Origin of the sequence: Oricola sp. (assembly GCF_022763245.1) — a bacterium.
Classification (GTDB): domain Bacteria; phylum Pseudomonadota; class Alphaproteobacteria; order Rhizobiales; family Rhizobiaceae; genus Oricola.
In genome coordinates this window covers 1-16,053 of record NZ_JALEGV010000020.1, presented here as the reverse complement: position 1 = coordinate 16,053, position 16,053 = coordinate 1, and the positions used below count along the sequence as shown (strand labels likewise).

Here is a 16,053-nt window from a genome sequence, read left to right as displayed (position 1 = left end):
GCCTTACTCAATCGGACCGCATTCTGTCCAGCATGTCGGCGCAGCGCAGGGCGCAATCAAGCCCGATTGTCACAATGCGAACGGCCCGGCGTCTCTTTCGAGCGCCGGGCCGGGCAAATGTGACAGTGTCGATCAGGGGTATGAGGGCGGATCAGCCTTCGGCTGCCTTGTCCTCGTCGCCCGGACCGTCATCGAGGAACTGCTCGGCGATCAGGCCGGCATTCTGGCGCAGCGCCAGCTCGATCTCGTCGGCGACTTCCGGATTGTCGCGCAGGAACTGCTTGGCGTTCTCGCGCCCCTGCCCCAAGCGCTGGCTGTCATAGGAGAACCACGCGCCGGACTTCTCGACGATCCCGGCCTTGACGCCCAGATCGATCAGCTCGCCCATCTTGGAAACGCCTTCGCCATACATGATGTCGAACTCGACCTGCTTGAAGGGCGGGGCCATCTTGTTCTTGACCACCTTGACGCGGGTCTGGTTGCCGACGACCTCGTCACGATCCTTCACCGCGCCGATGCGGCGGATGTCGAGACGCACCGAGGCGTAGAATTTCAGCGCGTTGCCGCCGGTCGTCGTTTCCGGCGAGCCGAACATCACACCGATCTTCATGCGGATCTGGTTGATGAAGATCACCATCGTGTTGGACCGCGAGATCGACGCGGTGAGCTTGCGCAGCGCCTGGCTCATCAGGCGCGCCTGCAGGCCCGGCAGCGAATCGCCCATCTCGCCCTCGATTTCGGCGCGCGGCGTCAGCGCGGCGACGGAGTCGATCACCAGCACGTCGCAGGCGCCGGAGCGCACCAGCGTGTCGGCGATTTCCAGCGCCTGTTCGCCGGTGTCCGGCTGCGAAATCAGGAGATCCTCAAGCGCGACGCCGAGCTTGCGGGCATAGACCGGGTCGAGCGCATGCTCCGCATCGACGAAGGCGCAGATGCCGCCATTCTTCTGGGCTTCGGCGATGGTCTGCAGGGCGAGCGTCGTCTTGCCGGAACTTTCCGGCCCGTAGATCTCGATGATGCGCCCCTTGGGCAGGCCGCCGATACCGAGCGCGATGTCGAGACCGAGCGAGCCGGTCGAGACCGTCTCGATCTCCACGACCTGTTCATTGGCGCCCAACCGCATGATCGAACCCTTGCCAAAGGTCCGCTCGATCTGCGAGAGCGCCGCATCCAGTGCTTTCGACTTGTCCACCTGCTTGTCCTCAACCAGTCGCAAACTGTTCTGAGCCATTTGATCCACCCTTAGGTTATCGCCGCCAACCGCGCAAACTTCAAATTACCTGATTTGTTTGTACGCGATTTGTTCCATTTTGGCAATCACGACAAACCCATGTTTTTCAAAGGCAATCCAAATTTGTTTTGTTTATGTTCCGGTCACCCGACGTCATGACTGCCGCGAAGTTCGGGGGATGCGCCGCCGCAGTGATTGACCTTGCGCTGATTCTCCCGACAGTGGCGAGGCGTGCGGCAACATGACAAGGAAGGCGCAAGAGGACCTGGAGACCGCCGGAGAGATGCAGGAATTGAGACAGGACGTTTGGGCGCTTCTCGGCGTGGGCGGCGCGCATGTGGACCGGATAGGCCATGTGGAAGGGCCCTATCATGCCGGCGCCTCCAATCCGGGGCGTCTCGTCACGACCGTCGGCGGGGGCGTGTTCAACGCGCTGCGCAACGTGCGGCTGGCCGGGCTGCAGCCGATCGGCCTGATCTCGGCGCGCGGGGGCGATTACGACGGCGGGCTCGTCGGCGACACGATCGAGGCCGCGGGCATCGCCGATCTGTCCGCCGTCTTCCTGGACCGGCGCACGGCGAGCTACACCGCGATCCTCGATGCCGAGGGCGACCAGGTCGCGGGCCTTGCCGACATGGAGATCTACGAGACCGCCCTGCCCCGGCAGTTGCGCCGCAAGGCCCTGCGCGAAGCCCTGTCTTCCGCGCAGGCCGTTCTGGTCGACGCCAACCTGCCGGTCGCCGCGCTGACGACGATCGGGCTGCGGGCGCCGGGTCCGATCTTCGCGATCGCGATCTCACCCGCCAAGGCGACAAGGCTGCAGGCCATCGCGACGATGATCGATACCGTCTTCATGAACCGCCGCGAAATGAAGGCGCTGACCGGGCAGGACGGTGCTGCAGCCGGGCTCGCCGCGCTTTGCGACCTTGGCTTCGGCGGCGCCGTGGTCACGAACGGCGCGGGTCCGGTCATCGTTCTAGAGGACGGCGCGCACCATGCCGTTGTTCCGCCCGCCGCCGATGAGATAAAGGACGTGACCGGCGCCGGCGACGCCCTGGCGGGCGCGACGATCGCCGCGCTCCTGCGCGATCCCGACGTCTCGCTCGCGCAAGCCGTCTGTTCCGGCATCGCCGCCGCGCAGATCACCTTGCGCTGCGAAGGCCCGGTGGCGCCGGAATTCGAGACCGCGGCGTTCGCGGCGATCCGCGACGGCGCGCGCATCCAAACCCTTCAGGACCTCGCAGAGGAGACAATCCCGTGACCGCTTTCGACATTTCGCCCGAGGTCGCCGCCGCCCTTGACGCGGGCACGGCCGTCGTCGCCCTGGAATCGACCATCATCACCCACGGCATGCCCTATCCCGACAACCTGGCGATGGCGCGATCCGTGGAAGGGTTGATCCGGGAGGCGGGCGCGACACCGGCAACGATCGCCGTGATCGACGGCCGGCTGCATGTCGGGCTCGACAAGGACCAGGCCGAAGCGCTGGCCGCCGCGCAGGCGCCGCTGAAACTGTCGCGCGCGGACCTCGCCTTCGCCATGGCGCGCGGCCTGACCGGCGGCACCACGGTCGCCGCCACCATGATGGCGGCCCACGCGGCGGGCATCGCCGTGTTTGCGACCGGCGGCATTGGCGGGGTGCATCGCGGCGCCGAGACGAGCTTCGACATATCCGCGGATCTCGACGAACTGGCGCGCACGCCCGTCGCGGTCGTCTGCGCGGGCGCGAAGGCGATTCTCGACATTCCGAAGACGCTGGAGGTGCTGGAAACGCGCGGCGTGCCGGTGATCGCATACGGCCAGGACGCGGTTCCCGCCTTCTGGTCCCGCGATTCCGGCCTGAAGGCGCCGCTGCGCCTGGACAGCGCGGACGACATCGCCGGCTTCATCGCGACGCGCGCGGAGCTTTCGGCCTTCGAACATGGCGGCATGCTGATCGCCAACCCGGTTCCGCAGGCCGACGAGATCCCGACGGAGGAAATGCAAATCGTGATCGAGCGCGCGGTCGGCGAAGCGCAGCAGGCCGGCATCGGCGGCAAGGCGGTGACACCCTGGCTCCTGGAACGGATCCTGCGGATCACCGACGGGCGCAGCCTCAGGACCAACATCGCGCTCGTGGAAAACAACGCCCGGCTGGCGGCGGAAATCGCCGTCGCACTGGCAAGAAAGGGCCGCCAAAGTTAGCGCGTTCGCACTTGTGACTGATCGCACATCGCCCGGATCGCGACCGGCATAGTGTCTCCTCAACGCCGCGACAGATGATCGGCGGCACCCAAACGGAGACACTCACATGAACTTCGCATCCCTCAACGGCACCGTCGTCGCCATCGCAGTCGCAGCAACCGTCCTGACCTCCAGCGTCGCCACCGTGACCCCGGTCAGCGCCGAACCTGGCTTCAGCAGCAAGATCAACCCCCTGACGCCGAACCCCTGCCTGGCCAACCCCGGCCTGTGCGGCCCGGGCAACATCAAGCTCCCGCCGAAGCCCCCGGCACCGCCCGCTCCGCCGGCACCGAAGCCCGGCATGAGCGCCGGCGCGGCAGCAGCCATCGGCATCGTCGGCGGCATCATCGTCGGCGCGGCGATCGCCAACCAGCAGAACCAGCAGGCCACCGCCCACGACGCGACCCAGGCGCACTACAACTGGTGCTTCGCCAAGTACAAGACGTACCGCGTCATGGACAACAGCTACCAGCCCTATGTCGGCCCGCGCAAACCCTGCATCTCGCCCTACATCTAAGGCCCCTCCCGGAGGATACCGGTCATTGCCCCGCCCGGTATTCTCCGTTCCCGCCCCGGAAGCCGAAAGGCTTCCGGGGTTTCGCTTGACACGTCGGAAGTGTATGCGACGATAATACCGCATCCATTTGGCGATGCCTTGCGCCCGGACCATCCCACATGGTGTCTTTGAAATCTTTTTCGCTGTTTGCCGCCCTGACCGACGAGCAGGACGAGCGGTTTTCCGCATTGGCCCACATCACCGACTATGGCGAGGACGAACTGGTTCTCGACTACGAGGACGACAGCCACAACGTCTACATGATCCAGTCCGGCCGGGTGCGCGCGATCCTGCGCATCGCCACGGGCCGCGAGGTCATCCTGGGCGAATTCGCCGACGGCGAGTTCTTCGGCGAACTGGCCGCGATCGACGGCACGACCCGCTCCGCCAACGTGACCGCCCTGACGCGCACGCGGGTGATCTCGCTGCCGCAGCAGGTCTTCCTGTCCATCCTGCGCGATTCGCCCGACGTGTCGCTGCAACTGATGCGTTCGATGTCGGCGCTGATCCGCTCGCTGAACACGCGGCTTGCCGAACACGCCTTCCTGCCGGCCAAGTACCGGCTCTATTCGGAACTGATCCGCCTGTCGCGGCCGCGCAAGGGTCATGACGGCCAGCGCATCATCTCGCCGCCGCCGATCCAGCTGGAACTGGCCGAGCGGATCGGATGCCGCCGCGAGGTGGTCAGCCGCGAGGTCGCCAAGATGGAGCGCGAGAACGTCGTCGAACGCGCGCGCGGTGGCCTGATCCTGACCGACATGCGTGAACTCAACCGCCGGCTTTCGGAGGGATGGAACGCCGGCGGCGAGTAGGAGCGGATCGCTCCCGGGCGCTTCCACCGCGTCAGGAAACGGCAAAGCGCAGAACCGGGGCGCCCGAGAGCGCCCCTTCGTCCGTGTGGCGACCGCTCATTCGGTCGGCATGATCTCCGCCGTCGGACGCGGCGTCGCGGACGTCTCGGCCGGCAGGATCGGATAGGTCACCTCCGGCATTTCGCCGGTCAGCGAATTCAGGAAGGCGACGATCTGGTCGGCCTCGTCCTCGCCGAGTTCCTCGCCGAGCTGCGATTCGCTCATGATCTGAACGGCGACCTTGAGATCCCACACCTTGCCGGAGTGGAAGTAGGGCGCGGTCAGCGCGATGTTGCGCAACGGCGCGGCGCGGAAGACATATTCGTCGTCCACCGTCTCGGTGACCGCGAAGCGGCCCTTGTCGCCTTCCGGCAGGACGTCGGCGCCCGGCTTCTCGATCAGGCCGAACGGATAGTAGTCGTGTCCGCCGACATTGACGCCGTTGTGGCAGGCGATGCAGCCCTTGTCCATGAAGGCCACGAGACCGGCCTTCTGATCGTCGCTCATGGCGGAATCGTCGCCATTGAGCCAGGCGTCGAACGGCGCCGGCGTGATCAGGGTCGCCTCGAAAGCCTCGATCGCTTTCGCCATGTTGTCGAAATTGACCGGCTCCGCCTCGTCCGGGAAGGCATGTTTGAACCACTCGATATATTGCGGCATCGAGTTCAGCGTCACGACGACGTTCTCGGGCGTGTTGGCCATCTCGACGCCGGCCTGAACCGGGCCCTTGGCCTGGGCCTTCAGATCCTCGGCGCGGCCGTCCCAGAACTGGGCGATGTTGAAGACGGCGTTCAGAGCGGTCGGCGCGTTGCGCGGGCCCTTCTGCCAGCCATGGCCGATGGAGGTTTCCAGATTGTCGTCGCCGCCGGTCGCAAGGTTGTGACAGGAGTTGCAGGAAAAGACGCCGGAGGCCGACAGCCGCGGATCGAAGAACAGCGCCTTGCCGAGTTCGATCTTTTCATCGGTGATCGGGTTGTCGTTGACGGCCGGAATGGTCGACGGCAAGGGTTTGAAATATTCGATCGCCTCGTCGCGCAATTCATCGGCCTGGACCGCCGTTCCCATGAACAGGGCGGCGGCTGTGGTGATGAGAAGTGTCTTCAGTACGGGTTTCATGTCCCACCTCGTTTTCACAGATGCGTTTCGGGAGTGATGTTGCATCTGCGAAGGCGAGCCTAGGCTCCGCGCCGACGCGACGATTGACGAAAATCAATGCCTTTCCTCTTTGGAACGATTCCAGACTGGATCGCCTGCGGCGTGTTGTCCCGTCACCCGACGGCAACCAGGATCGCACCGGCCGCGATGAGCCCGACGCCGCCCCAGCCGACCGCCGAAAGCCGCTCTCCGAGGAACACCGCGCCGAGAATCGCGACGAAGACGACGCTGAGCTTGTCCACCGGCGCGACCTGCCCCGCCTGCCCCAGTTGCAGCGCCCGGAAATAGCAAAGCCACGACGCCCCGGTCGCGAGACCGGACAGGACGAGGAACAGCACCGTGCGCCCCGACAGCGTCGAGAGCGGCTGGTACTCGCCCGTCAGCCACAACAAGGGCGTCAGCGCCGCGACGACGACCAGCGTGCGCAACAGCGTGGCGAAACTGGAATTGACGCCCTCGATCCCGACCTTGGCGAAGATCGCGGTCAGCGCGGCGAAAACGGCGGCGAGCAGCGCCCAGAGCTGCCATGAATTCACATTGATCTGCATCGGCGTCTCCCTTCAGGATCTCGGTGCCGGCGCGAGTCTAGCAGGCTCGGCGGGATGGTGGAGGAATATTGGCGGAGGGTGGACGCGGGCGACTTGGCGGGCCGTATCTCCCAGCGCGTCATCCTCGGCCTTGACCCTAGGATCCATTCCGTGCGGACGGCGGTTGGGCTGAGGGGGCCGTATGGGAGGGCACCTTTTCTGCATGTTCTGTGGAATGGGACGTTCACGGAATGGATCCTAGGGTCAAGCCCTAGGATGACGGAGTGGGGGATATGGCTCGGCTAATCGCCGATGCATGACGTTAGCCGCGATGCCTCCTCCCCGCCGTCATCCTCGGCCTTGAGCCGAGGATCCATTCCGTGACGCGGACAGGTGAGTTGAGGCGTCCGAATGGGGAGTTGGCATCCGTACGCAGAGACAGGCGCGCAGCATCAGCACCGCGGCTCGTCTTCGAGTGCGGATTACAAGATCCGGAGCGGTGGAAGCTTCTCACGACGTGTCGTCGCGCAGCGCCTGGAGCGCGAGGCCGTGGCATTCGCGGAGCACGCTGTCCACGGTGTGGGCGGAGAGCTTACGGTGGCCGGGTGGCCAGCCGTGGCGGAGGGGTTGTCGGATTCTCGCGGGTGTTCGCCGACCTACGCCCTTGAACTGCGCTTCGCTTGCTGGCGCGACGAGGGCTGCGGCACGTCGCGCCTGCAGGCGGGCGAGACGCCGGGCGTGTCCGTCGATGTCGTCCAGCGCGCGCTTCAACGCCTTGAGGCGGGCGCAGAGGTGGTCGGCGCTGACCTCCTCGTGGTCGTCGGCAAGGTCGAACCCGGCCCGCGGGAACGGGCGCCTTCCGTCCCAGCCCTTCGGGTCGAAGCGGCGCGGCGGATCGGTGAGCACGAAGGTCGAGAGGCGCGGTTGTGCGGGTTGCGGGGCTTCGGGTGGTGGCTGCCACATGCGGGCGAGGCCGAGATTGAGGCCGGTGTGTGTGACGACGAGGCCGGCCGCCTGGAGCTGTTCGAGGGCAGTCGGCTCCTTCGCCGGGCGCGGTTTCAGGGGGCCGACGTCAATGCTGCGCGCGGCGATGACGATCAGCCGGCGGGCGGCGGATTCGGCGGGTCGCAACACACGCAGGATCACCCGCCAGGCGCGCCGCGTCACCTGATCCGCGCCGCCTTCGTCCAGCCCGGCGCGCACGAACAGCACCGCGACGATGCGCAACAACGCCTCGCGGTTGCGGTCGATGGCGACTTGCCAGTCGAAGATGGGGCGATGCGTGTCGGTCATCGGGCAAGGGTATGGGCGGTGGCGGGTTGGTGGATAAGTTGGGGGTGATTTTACTGTGGTGTCGGCGCCCCCTCATCCGTCTGCGCCGGTTCACGGAACCGCCGCATCCACCTTCTCCCACGAGGGGAGAAGGGAGGGGCGCGTGTCGCCGCAGGTGGTTGGATGTTCAAAAAACACGCCGAAGGACAGCCCAAGGCGCCGGACCCACCTTCTCCCTTGATGGGAGAAGGTGGCGCGCGCAGCGCGTCGGATGAGGGTGACAGCTCGATGCCCCTCGCCTTCCACCTATGGTCGATTGACCATGTTCATGTTTTGTTCGATAGAACCGTAACATGGCACCAAGCATCCGCACCCTTCGCCAAGCAGCCCGACGGCGCATGTTGCTGATCGTCGCCTGCCGGGATTGCGATCGGGTTGCGCGGTTTCTGGCGAGCGACGTCGCCCATTTCGTCGATCCGGCCCGGTCGCTGGAGGACCTGCCGTTTCGCTGCCGGGCGTGCGGGGAAAGGAATTGCGCCGTGGAGGCGCGCGACTACGACCTCGACCGGCGGCCGAAGATCATCGTCTGGCGGCCGACGCGGCTGTGGTGAGGCCCGGACATCGAAAGCCCCGCCCCTCGGTGTCGAGAGGCGGGGCCGGAAGCATCGGGGCGCAGGACCGGTCAGGCGGCCTGTTTCAGCTCTTCGGCGCGCAGCGGCTTCAGGGTCTCGGCCCAGCCGGCGAGTTCGCCGAGCATGGCCTTGGTGCCCTGCTGGACTTCGTCGGCCGGGTTGAACTTGCCGTCTTCGGTCAGGAAGTTGAACACGAACGGGATCGGCACTTCCTGCGGCAGCGGCATCATGGAGACCGTGGTCATCAGGATCTTGGCGGACTGCATGGCGCGCACGCCGCCCGACACGCCGCCATAGCCGACGAGGCCGACCGGCTTCTTGTGCCATTCCTTGTGCAGGGTCTGGATGGCGTTCACGGTCGAGGCGGCCGGGAAGTAGTTGTATTCCGGCGAGACGAAGACGAAGGCGTCGGCCTTCGCGTTGACCGCGCTCCAGCGCTTGGTGTGCTCGTGCTTGTAGTCCTGCGCCATCGGATGGTTCGGCTCGTCGAGCAGCGGCAGGTCGAAATCGGCGAGATCCACCAGTTCGACCTCGAAATCCGAATTCTCCCGGGCGAAGTCGGCGACCCACTGGCCGATCTTGAGGCCGTTGCGGCCCGGGCGCGTGGAGGTGACGATAACGTTCAGCTTCAGTGACATGTTCATTCTCCTTGATCGATTGTCCGGCCGGTCTGCGGTCCGGTTGATCGGGTGTCCGTTTAGTCGCGTGTCCTGGGCATGGGCGCCGTCAGGCAAGGCGATCCCGTTTCCGGAACGGGCCGTTCCGGATGATGGTTCCCTCGAATTCTGCTTCGCTGTCCCCGCTGCGGGGCGTCCATGCGGTAGGAAAAAGAAACCGCGGTAGCGATTTGATACCGCCGTCGCTTTTTGATACCGGGATCCTATCTAAGAGGATGAGTGCGCCGCACAAGACGGCACTTTTTTGCAACCGGGTCACCATGAAGAAACCAAGTCACATCAATGAAATCGGCCATGTGTGCCGGCCAGTCGGCGAATTATTGCAGTCAATCGGCTCGAAATGGATGGTTTTGGTGCTGATACGCCTGTCGGAGCGGCCGAAGCGCTTCTCCGAGCTGAAGCGCGAAATCGGCACGATTAGCCAGAAAGTGTTGACCAGTGTGTTGCGGGATCTTGAACGAAACGGCATCGTCGACCGCACGGTGACGCCCTCCATTCCGCCGCGCGTCGACTACCAGCTCACCGAACTCGGCGAATCGTTGCTCGAACCGATCCACGCGCTGGGCATCTGGGCTGTCGAGAACGAGGACCGGGTGGCAAAGGCGCGCACGAAATTCGAGGAGAAGGCGGATTTGACGTGAACGCGAAGATCGATGCGTTTTTCGAGAAGGACGGCCGGTGGCGCGAGGAATTGCGGGCGCTGCGCGCGATCCTGCTCGACTGCCCCGTGGGCGAGGAGTGGAAATGGCGCGGGCCGGTCTACACCGCCCATGACGGCAACATCGCCATCCTGCACCACATGAAGGACGCCGCCGTCGTCGGCTTCTTCAAAGGCGTGCTGCTGGACGATCCCGACGGGCTGCTGCGCATGCCGGGCGAGAATTCGCGCTCCTCGCGTTTCGTGAAATTCACCTCCGTGGACGAGGTCGCGCAGCAGGAAGCCGCGCTGCGGGCGCTGATCGCCGGCGCGATCGCCAACGAGAAGGCCGGGCTGAAGGTCGACTTTCCGAAGGACGACCTCCCCTATCCCGCCGAACTCGTCGACCGGCTCGACGGCGACCCGGAGTTCCGCGACGCCTTCGAGGGGCTGACGCCCGGGCGGCAGCGCGGATGGGTGCTGCATTTCTCCGGCGCCAAACAGTCGGCCACGCGCGTTTCGCGCATCGACAAGGCGGCGCCGAAGATCCTCGCCGGCAAGGGCATGCACGACCGCTGAGGCGGCCGGCGCCTGCCCTATTCGCCGAGCGAATAGACGGTCGGGTCGCCCGCGCCGCGATTCCTGACGAGCTGCGCCTTGCCGTCGGCATAGCCCCATTGCTGGCAATCCTCCGGTGCAGGACGCGGCGCGGAGAGCGTGCGGCAGAAATATTCGTCCTCCCAACGCCAGGCGCCGGTCAGCGTCGCGCCGTGCCAGGTGCCCTCGATCGTGCCGTCCTCCCTGACGACGAAGAAATTGGCGCTGTCGGCGGGGTCCATGATCTTCGGCCCGATGAAATGCGCCTTGAACGTGTCGAGATCGGTGACCGTCGTGAACTCCTCGGCCATGGCGGTAGGCGCGCCTGCGCCGATCGCCAGCGCGGATGCGAGCACGGTTGCGAGCATGATGCCGCGTGTGGGGATGCTTGTTGTTGTTTTCATTGTGGTACTCATCCTTGTCGCGGTCGGATCCCCCACAATCCGAACCCGCGCAAGACCAGAGTATCGTGCCTGAAATTGTCGGCCATTGACGCCGGTCAAGGCGCCGCGGGCGGCCCTCAGTCCGGCGCGTCGGCCCGCCTCAGATGCGGGAAATCGCCCTCGGCGATATAGGCCTGCTCCTCGGGAGACGAGACGCGGCCATAGATCGGGTTGCGATGCGGATGCCGGCCGAAGCGCTCGATGATGCCGGTCACGCGGGCGGTCTGCGCGCGGAAGCCGACGGCGAGTTCGGCCAACTGCGGCGGCATCGCGGCGATGATGCGCTCGGTGACGTCCTTCAGGCGATGCATCCGCTCCAGGTGGTCCGGCCCCTCGCAATGCGAGATCGCGATGATGAAGAAGGCCTGCTCCCACGGCGCGAGCGCGTCGAAATCGCCATTGTCGAGGCCGGCGAGCGCCAGCCGGCAGGCCTTGATGTCCTGCCCGTAGGCGCCCGGCGTGTCGCGCCACAGTGAGCGCGGGAACTGGTCGAGCGCGATCAGCAGCGCCAGCCGCCCGCGCGGCGTTTCCGCCCAATGGTCGAGCAGCCCCGCGGCCGCCGCCTTCGCGAGATCGGCATAATCGGCGATGATGCGTTCATCCATCCCGCCCTGCATGCGCTCCGTCCAGAACGCGGCGTGCGTCTCGGTATCGTTCCAGTGGCCGTTATCGGGAAACCAGAGGGAGAGGACGTCGTCCGGTTGAAATAGGGTTTTGATCATCCAGCTTTTGTCCAAATTAAAATATCGCTTTACTAGCCGGCTCCGACATTCCGGCAGTTCCAATCGCGCTTTGCCGCACGGCTCGCCAGCCCGACCTTAGATTTCCACCATTTTAGAGAAGTAATGGCGACTACCGCCTAAATAGGCTACCTTGCGGACAAAATAGCCTTTCTTTTCAACAAGCCAACTCTTGCCGTCATTGTTTTTAAGCCAATTCTCGTAACCTTTTATCCCCGGACCGCCGAGATTTATTACGAATTCATACCCACTAAACAAGAAAACGAAATACGTTTCAGGAAGCTCGGTGATTAGCAAGTCATACCCAAATCCAAAACGCTTCCAAACTCCTGTATACGGGCACTTCATGAGCGTTTCTTCCGGAAAGTACTGCCGAAAATAGTAAGGCCATTCAGATTCGCATTTTCCGTAACGCACCCAATCTCGAATACGGTCGTAGTGATCACCTAGAATAATTTCTCGGGCATTCTGCGGTTCAGTAATCAAAAATCGTTCGAATAATGCTTCGAGCGCCATTTTCGCCAAGAATCTAGACATTTCATTTTTCGGTGGATTTACATCAACCGGAAAAACGAGAACGTTCTTACGCAATCCGAATGCATCCAATCTATCGAGACGTTCGAATTCCTTTGTCTGTCCCGTTAAGAGGGGGAAGAAGTCGAATCCTCGTTGGTCTCTCGCCAATCGTAGGCCAACTTCAACATCGGTCCCTAGGGAGTAGCCCTGCATAAAGGGAAGTTTGTTTTTCTTAGTCGGAATCTGATATCTCGCACGAAGATTCCGAAAGGACGGATGATTTAGGATTGGTGCTTCGATACGTCGCGAGAAGTAACTATTACATTTATCACAAACCGCCCCTTTCGGAAGAATACGGCGAGAATTCCCCAACGATTCTGGCACAATGTGCTCTACGCTTGAAAAGCCATTATTCGAGCTTTTGCAGAATATGCATCCCATTGGCGTAGCGACTCTTGGTCACGTAAACGAAGCAGCAAAATTTCGCAGTCCTCACACGAACACGTCCACCTTCTCGAAGGTGCGCACATCGACCAGCCCGACATCGGAGATCCTGAGTTCCGGGATCACCACCAGGGCCAGCAGCGAGTGCTGCATGTAGGCGTTGTTGAGGGTGCAGCCCATTTCGCGCATCGCGGCGCCGAGGATGTCGGCCTTGGCGGCGACGATTTCGGCGCGTTCGTCGGACATCAGCCCGGCGATCGGCATCTCGACCAACGCCAGTTCCTCGCCTTTGGAGATCATCACGACGCCGCCGCCGACCTCGCCCAGCCGGTTGGCGGCGATCGCCATGTCCTCGCGATTGGTGCCGACGACGATCATGTGGTGGGAATCGTGCGCCACGGTCGAGGCCATGGCGCAGTCCTGCGTGTAGCCGAAGCCGGAGACGAAGGCGTTGGCCACCTGCCCCGTGGCGCGGTGGCGTTCGACAAGCGCGATCTGGCAGACGTCGTTCGGCCGGTCCATCTCGACGATGCCGCCCGAGACCGGCAGCCGCGCCTCCAGCGCGCGGGTCGGCGCCTGGTTCTCGATGACGCCGATGACGCGCACGTCGACCTCCGCCTTGCCCTTCGGAGCCGGGATAACGAAATCGTCCGGCAGCAGTTCCTTGCCCAGCCTGACCGTGTTCTTGGCCTCGGCGGGATAGTCGTAGGGCGGGATCTCGACGGTGAGCTTGCCGCCCTTGGCGAGCTGCACGCCGCGCCCGTAGACCTCGTCAATGGCGAGTTCGGCGAGGTTGGAGACGATCAGGAAGTCGGCGCGGCGGCCGGGCGTGATCGAGCCCATCTCGCGCTCCATCCGGAAATGCTGCGCGGTGTTGAGCGTCGCCATCTGGATGGCGGTGACGGGCGCGAGGCCCTGCTGGATGGCGTGGCGCACGACGCGGTCCATGTGGCCTTCCTTGACCAGCGTGCCGGAATGGCTGTCGTCGGTGCACAGGATGAAGTTGCGCGGGTCGAGCCCCTGCTCGGTGACCGCCTTGATCTGCTCGGCGACGTCGTACCAGGCCGAGCCGAGGCGCAGCATCGCCTTCATGCCCTGGCGGACACGGGCGATGGCGTCGTCGGCGCGCGTGCCCTCGTGGTCGTCCTCCGGCCCGCCGGCGACATAGCCGTGGAAGGCAAGCCCGAGATCCGGCGAGGCGTAATGGCCGCCCACCGTCTTGCCGGCCTTCACCGTCGCCTCGATGGCGCCGACCATGGTCTGGTCGTTGGCGGCGACGCCCGGGAAATTCATCACCTCGCCCAGCCCGACGATGTTCGGCCAGGCCATGGCCTCCGCGATCTCGTGCGGCCCGAGCGACGCGCCGGCATGCTCAAGCCCCGGCGCCGAGGGCACGCAGGACGGCATCTGCACGAAGACGTTGACCGGCATGGCCTCGGCCTCGTCATGCATCATGCGCACGCCCGACAGGCCGAGCACGTTGGCGATTTCGTGCGGATCGACGAACATCGAGGTGGTTCCGTGCGGAACGACGGCGCGCGTGAACTCGGTCACGGTCACCATGCCGCTCTCGACATGCATATGCGCGTCGCACAGGCCCGGCACGAGGTAGCGGCCCCGCGCGTCGACCACGCGAGTGCCCTCGCCGATGCAATGCGAGGCGTCAGGCCCGCAATAGGCGAAGCGGCCGTCGATGATGGCGAGATCGGTCGCCGGGATCACCTCGCCCGAATGGACGTTCACCCATTTGCCGTTGCGCACCACCATCTCGGCGGGCTTGCGGCCCATGGCGACATTGACGAGGTCGCGCGCGCATTCGGTCCAGGGTTTCGGCGGGGCGAAGGAAGGCTTGGCTGAGGGCATGGTCGTCTCCGGAGCGTTGACGCGAGCATGCCCGCGATTTGGCGGGAATGCCAGCCTCGTAAAACCACCCTGCCCGCCCCGCAGAACGGCTCCGGCGACCGGAATGTTCCAATGACGCCACGCATGCGGGAAATGCCGCATCACAGGCCTGCCGCGACCCTGGCATTCGCACCTCCCCATCCTGCGCGAACCGCCGCATGCACGACGACAAGCAGAAAGATCGCGCCGAACAGCGCCTCGACCGAGAAACCCAAGGCGAAGCGAGGCCGGCGACCCAAACGCAAATCAGTGAAAAAACCTGTTATCAAAATATATATACTAATTCATAGCGAAATTTCTTCTCCAAAGAATAGCAACGGACCGCAATGACCAATACATATCAACTTCAAAACTGAAAAACGCATGACTGAATAAAGTTTGCATCTCAAATACATAAACACCGCCATCTCGGTAATCAGACAATCAAACTTGAGTATTCCGGCCGGTCGGCCTATCAAAGTTGCAATCCGTCGGCAGGCTGCCGGGGCTTGCTTCGAAGGGGGACCGGATCATGTTTCTGTCGAAACGCCATGCCGCAAGGCTCGAACTCGGTATTGCGTCACTTCTGATTGTGACGGGAACGCTCGCCTCTTCGGCCCTCTCGGACGATTTCACGATCGACACCCCGACAAACACCACCAATGGCGGCTTCACGCTCGACGGAGACGACATGCTGTCGATCACCGAAGACGGCAGCATCGAGACAAGCGCCGCTTCCGGCGTTGAGGCGACCGGCGGCCACATCGTCGTAGTCAATGACGGCCGGATCGAGACCGAGGGCGTTGGCGCAATCGGAATTACCAACTTCGACTCGGACCATTCGACCATCACCAACAACGGCTCGATTTCCAGCAAATCGGGGGGGATATTCAACGCCATTTCGTACGGCACGACGGTGACGAACAACGGCACCATCACCACGGCCGGCAACGAATCCTTTGGGATTGTCAATAGCCTGTCGAACAATTCGACCGTTCTCAATGCCGGATCAATCTTCACGTCGGATGATGGAGCGGACGGGATAAACAACACCGGTTCCAACAACTCCATGGTGACGAACAGCGGCGTCATCTCCACCGCAGGCGAAGGCGCCGACGGGATCTTCCAGATCATTTCGGCCGGCACTGTCATCGTCAACAGCGGCTCGATCACGACGAGGCGTTTCGAGACGCACGGCATCTTCTACTGGAGCTCCGACGGCGCGGCGGTGACCAACAGCGGCTCCATCCTGGTCGAGGGTGAAAACTCCTACGGCATCTACAATGCCTACCTCTCGAACAACACGACCGTATCCAACAGCGGCTCGATCAGGGCCACGGCAGCCGCCTCGACCGGCATCACTGTGATCGAGGCGACCAATGTTTCCGTGACCAACAGCGGTTTCCTGGTCAGCGAGCAGGGCGACGCCCTGTACATTGCGGACAGCACGAACAGCACGCTCAACCTGTCGGCCCCCGGCTATATCGGCGGTTCCATCCACCTCGGCCCCGACGGCACCGCCGTCAATTTCGAAACCGGCGCCTCGCATTCGGTGCTGTGGACGCTGGATGGCGACATCACCGGCGGCGATCCGGTGATCTCCGGCGACGTTCCGGGCTTCTACAACGCCTCGACCAAGCAATTCGCGACCTACGACCCCTCCGCCCTCGC

The 16,053-nt window shown here is 63.9% G+C and carries 17 protein-coding genes; 8 read left to right on the top strand and 9 right to left on the bottom strand.

Going from position 1 to position 16,053, the window contains the following annotated elements; translation table 11 throughout:
* Nucleotides 1–151: 151 nt before the first annotated feature.
* Nucleotides 152–1,231 carry a recombinase RecA gene (gene recA, locus MRY80_RS10290; RefSeq protein ID WP_293290699.1) on the bottom strand — a complete coding sequence of 360 codons (1,080 nt, stop codon included), beginning with the start codon at nt 1,229–1,231 and terminating at the stop codon, nt 152–154.
* Between the two features lie 292 nt (nt 1,232–1,523).
* On the opposite strand from recA, the gene MRY80_RS10285 reads away from it, so the two are divergent.
* The 4 genes from MRY80_RS10285 to MRY80_RS10270 all read left to right on the top strand — a co-directional run bounded on the left by MRY80_RS10285 (nt 1,524) and on the right by MRY80_RS10270 (nt 4,822).
* Nucleotides 1,524–2,492: a carbohydrate kinase family protein gene (locus tag MRY80_RS10285; RefSeq protein ID WP_293290696.1), complete on the top strand. Its 969-nt coding sequence runs from the start codon at nt 1,524–1,526 to the stop codon at nt 2,490–2,492.
* Nucleotides 2,489–3,415 (top strand): pseudouridine-5'-phosphate glycosidase, encoded by a 927-nt coding sequence (locus MRY80_RS10280; RefSeq protein WP_293290693.1) that lies wholly within the window; start codon nt 2,489–2,491, stop codon nt 3,413–3,415. The genes MRY80_RS10285 and MRY80_RS10280 overlap by 4 nt, the downstream gene beginning before the upstream one ends.
* 106 nt (nt 3,416–3,521) lie before the next feature.
* Nucleotides 3,522–3,971 carry a BA14K family protein gene (locus MRY80_RS10275; RefSeq protein ID WP_293290691.1) on the top strand — a complete coding sequence of 150 codons (450 nt, stop codon included), beginning with the start codon at nt 3,522–3,524 and terminating at the stop codon, nt 3,969–3,971.
* A 158-nt stretch (nt 3,972–4,129) separates the two neighbouring features.
* Entirely contained in the window at nt 4,130–4,822 is a 693-nt protein-coding gene (locus tag MRY80_RS10270; RefSeq protein ID WP_293290689.1) for a Crp/Fnr family transcriptional regulator, read from the top strand.
* Nucleotides 4,823–4,918: 96 nt separating this feature from the next.
* Here the strand turns inward: MRY80_RS10270 and MRY80_RS10265 are convergent, their stop codons facing one another.
* The 3 genes from MRY80_RS10265 to MRY80_RS10255 form a co-directional block, all read right to left on the bottom strand.
* A complete protein-coding gene (locus MRY80_RS10265; RefSeq protein WP_293290793.1) occupies nt 4,919–5,926 on the bottom strand; it encodes a cytochrome-c peroxidase in 1,008 nt (335 codons plus the stop codon).
* A 203-nt stretch (nt 5,927–6,129) separates the two neighbouring features.
* Nucleotides 6,130–6,564, bottom strand: a complete 435-nt coding sequence (locus MRY80_RS10260; protein ID WP_293290687.1) for an EamA family transporter — start codon at nt 6,562–6,564, stop codon at nt 6,130–6,132.
* A gap of 489 nt (nt 6,565–7,053) precedes the next feature.
* Nucleotides 7,054–7,836 (bottom strand): hypothetical protein, encoded by a 783-nt coding sequence (locus MRY80_RS10255; protein ID WP_293290685.1) that lies wholly within the window; start codon nt 7,834–7,836, stop codon nt 7,054–7,056.
* A gap of 332 nt (nt 7,837–8,168) precedes the next feature.
* Here MRY80_RS10255 and MRY80_RS10250 point away from each other — a divergent pair, with 332 nt between their 5' ends.
* Nucleotides 8,169–8,426, top strand: coding sequence for a hypothetical protein (locus tag MRY80_RS10250; RefSeq protein ID WP_293290683.1), 258 nt, complete (start codon nt 8,169–8,171; stop codon nt 8,424–8,426).
* Nucleotides 8,427–8,497: 71 nt separating this feature from the next.
* Here MRY80_RS10250 and MRY80_RS10245 read toward each other — a convergent pair whose 3' ends face one another.
* Nucleotides 8,498–9,085, bottom strand: coding sequence for an NAD(P)H-dependent oxidoreductase (locus MRY80_RS10245; RefSeq protein WP_293290681.1), 588 nt, complete (start codon nt 9,083–9,085; stop codon nt 8,498–8,500).
* Nucleotides 9,086–9,339: 254 nt separating this feature from the next.
* On the opposite strand from MRY80_RS10245, the gene MRY80_RS10240 reads away from it, so the two are divergent.
* Together MRY80_RS10240 and MRY80_RS10235 are read left to right on the top strand one after the other, a co-directional pair.
* A complete protein-coding gene (locus MRY80_RS10240) occupies nt 9,340–9,765 on the top strand; it encodes a helix-turn-helix domain-containing protein (RefSeq protein WP_293290679.1) in 426 nt (141 codons plus the stop codon).
* Nucleotides 9,762–10,340: a YdeI/OmpD-associated family protein gene (locus MRY80_RS10235; RefSeq protein WP_293290676.1), complete on the top strand. Its 579-nt coding sequence runs from the start codon at nt 9,762–9,764 to the stop codon at nt 10,338–10,340. Before MRY80_RS10240 ends, MRY80_RS10235 begins: the two co-directional genes overlap by 4 nt.
* Nucleotides 10,341–10,357: 17 nt before the next feature.
* Here MRY80_RS10235 and MRY80_RS10230 read toward each other — a convergent pair whose 3' ends face one another.
* The 4 genes from MRY80_RS10230 to ade form a co-directional block, all read right to left on the bottom strand.
* Nucleotides 10,358–10,762, bottom strand: coding sequence for a hypothetical protein (locus tag MRY80_RS10230; protein ID WP_293290674.1), 405 nt, complete (start codon nt 10,760–10,762; stop codon nt 10,358–10,360).
* 116 nt (nt 10,763–10,878) lie between these two features.
* The gene (locus MRY80_RS10225; RefSeq protein WP_293290671.1) at nt 10,879–11,523 is read right to left on the bottom strand and encodes a DUF924 family protein; all 645 of its coding nucleotides are present in this window, start codon (nt 11,521–11,523) and stop codon (nt 10,879–10,881) included.
* Nucleotides 11,524–11,619: 96 nt separating this feature from the next.
* A complete protein-coding gene (locus MRY80_RS10220) occupies nt 11,620–12,270 on the bottom strand; it encodes a hypothetical protein (protein WP_293290669.1) in 651 nt (216 codons plus the stop codon).
* A gap of 279 nt (nt 12,271–12,549) precedes the next feature.
* Entirely contained in the window at nt 12,550–14,364 is a 1,815-nt protein-coding gene (gene ade / locus MRY80_RS10215; protein ID WP_293290666.1) for an adenine deaminase, read from the bottom strand.
* 550 nt (nt 14,365–14,914) lie between these two features.
* Here ade and MRY80_RS10210 point away from each other — a divergent pair.
* On the top strand, nt 14,915–16,053 hold a 1,139-nt coding region (locus tag MRY80_RS10210), incomplete at its 3' end, for a hypothetical protein (RefSeq protein WP_293290663.1).

Coding starts and splice junctions, on each gene's coding strand:
- MRY80_RS10225 (WP_293290671.1), bottom strand. CDS start 11,523: ATGATCAAAACCCTATTTCAACCGGACGACGTCCTCTCCCTCTGGTTT.
- MRY80_RS10265 (WP_293290793.1), bottom strand. CDS start 5,926: ATGGGAACGGCGGTCCAGGCCGATGAATTGCGCGACGAGGCGATCGAA.
- MRY80_RS10260 (WP_293290687.1), bottom strand. CDS start 6,564: ATGCAGATCAATGTGAATTCATGGCAGCTCTGGGCGCTGCTCGCCGCC.
- MRY80_RS10270 (WP_293290689.1), top strand. CDS start 4,130: ATGGTGTCTTTGAAATCTTTTTCGCTGTTTGCCGCCCTGACCGACGAG.
- recA (WP_293290699.1), bottom strand. CDS start 1,231: ATGGCTCAGAACAGTTTGCGACTGGTTGAGGACAAGCAGGTGGACAAG.
- MRY80_RS10240 (WP_293290679.1), top strand. CDS start 9,340: ATGAGTGCGCCGCACAAGACGGCACTTTTTTGCAACCGGGTCACCATG.
- ade (WP_293290666.1), bottom strand. CDS start 14,364: ATGCCCTCAGCCAAGCCTTCCTTCGCCCCGCCGAAACCCTGGACCGAA.
- MRY80_RS10255 (WP_293290685.1), bottom strand. CDS start 7,836: ATGACCGACACGCATCGCCCCATCTTCGACTGGCAAGTCGCCATCGAC.
- MRY80_RS10275 (WP_293290691.1), top strand. CDS start 3,522: ATGAACTTCGCATCCCTCAACGGCACCGTCGTCGCCATCGCAGTCGCA.
- MRY80_RS10245 (WP_293290681.1), bottom strand. CDS start 9,085: ATGTCACTGAAGCTGAACGTTATCGTCACCTCCACGCGCCCGGGCCGC.
- MRY80_RS10230 (WP_293290674.1), bottom strand. CDS start 10,762: ATGAAAACAACAACAAGCATCCCCACACGCGGCATCATGCTCGCAACC.
- MRY80_RS10250 (WP_293290683.1), top strand. CDS start 8,169: ATGGCACCAAGCATCCGCACCCTTCGCCAAGCAGCCCGACGGCGCATG.
- MRY80_RS10220 (WP_293290669.1), bottom strand. CDS start 12,270: ATGCAGGGCTACTCCCTAGGGACCGATGTTGAAGTTGGCCTACGATTG.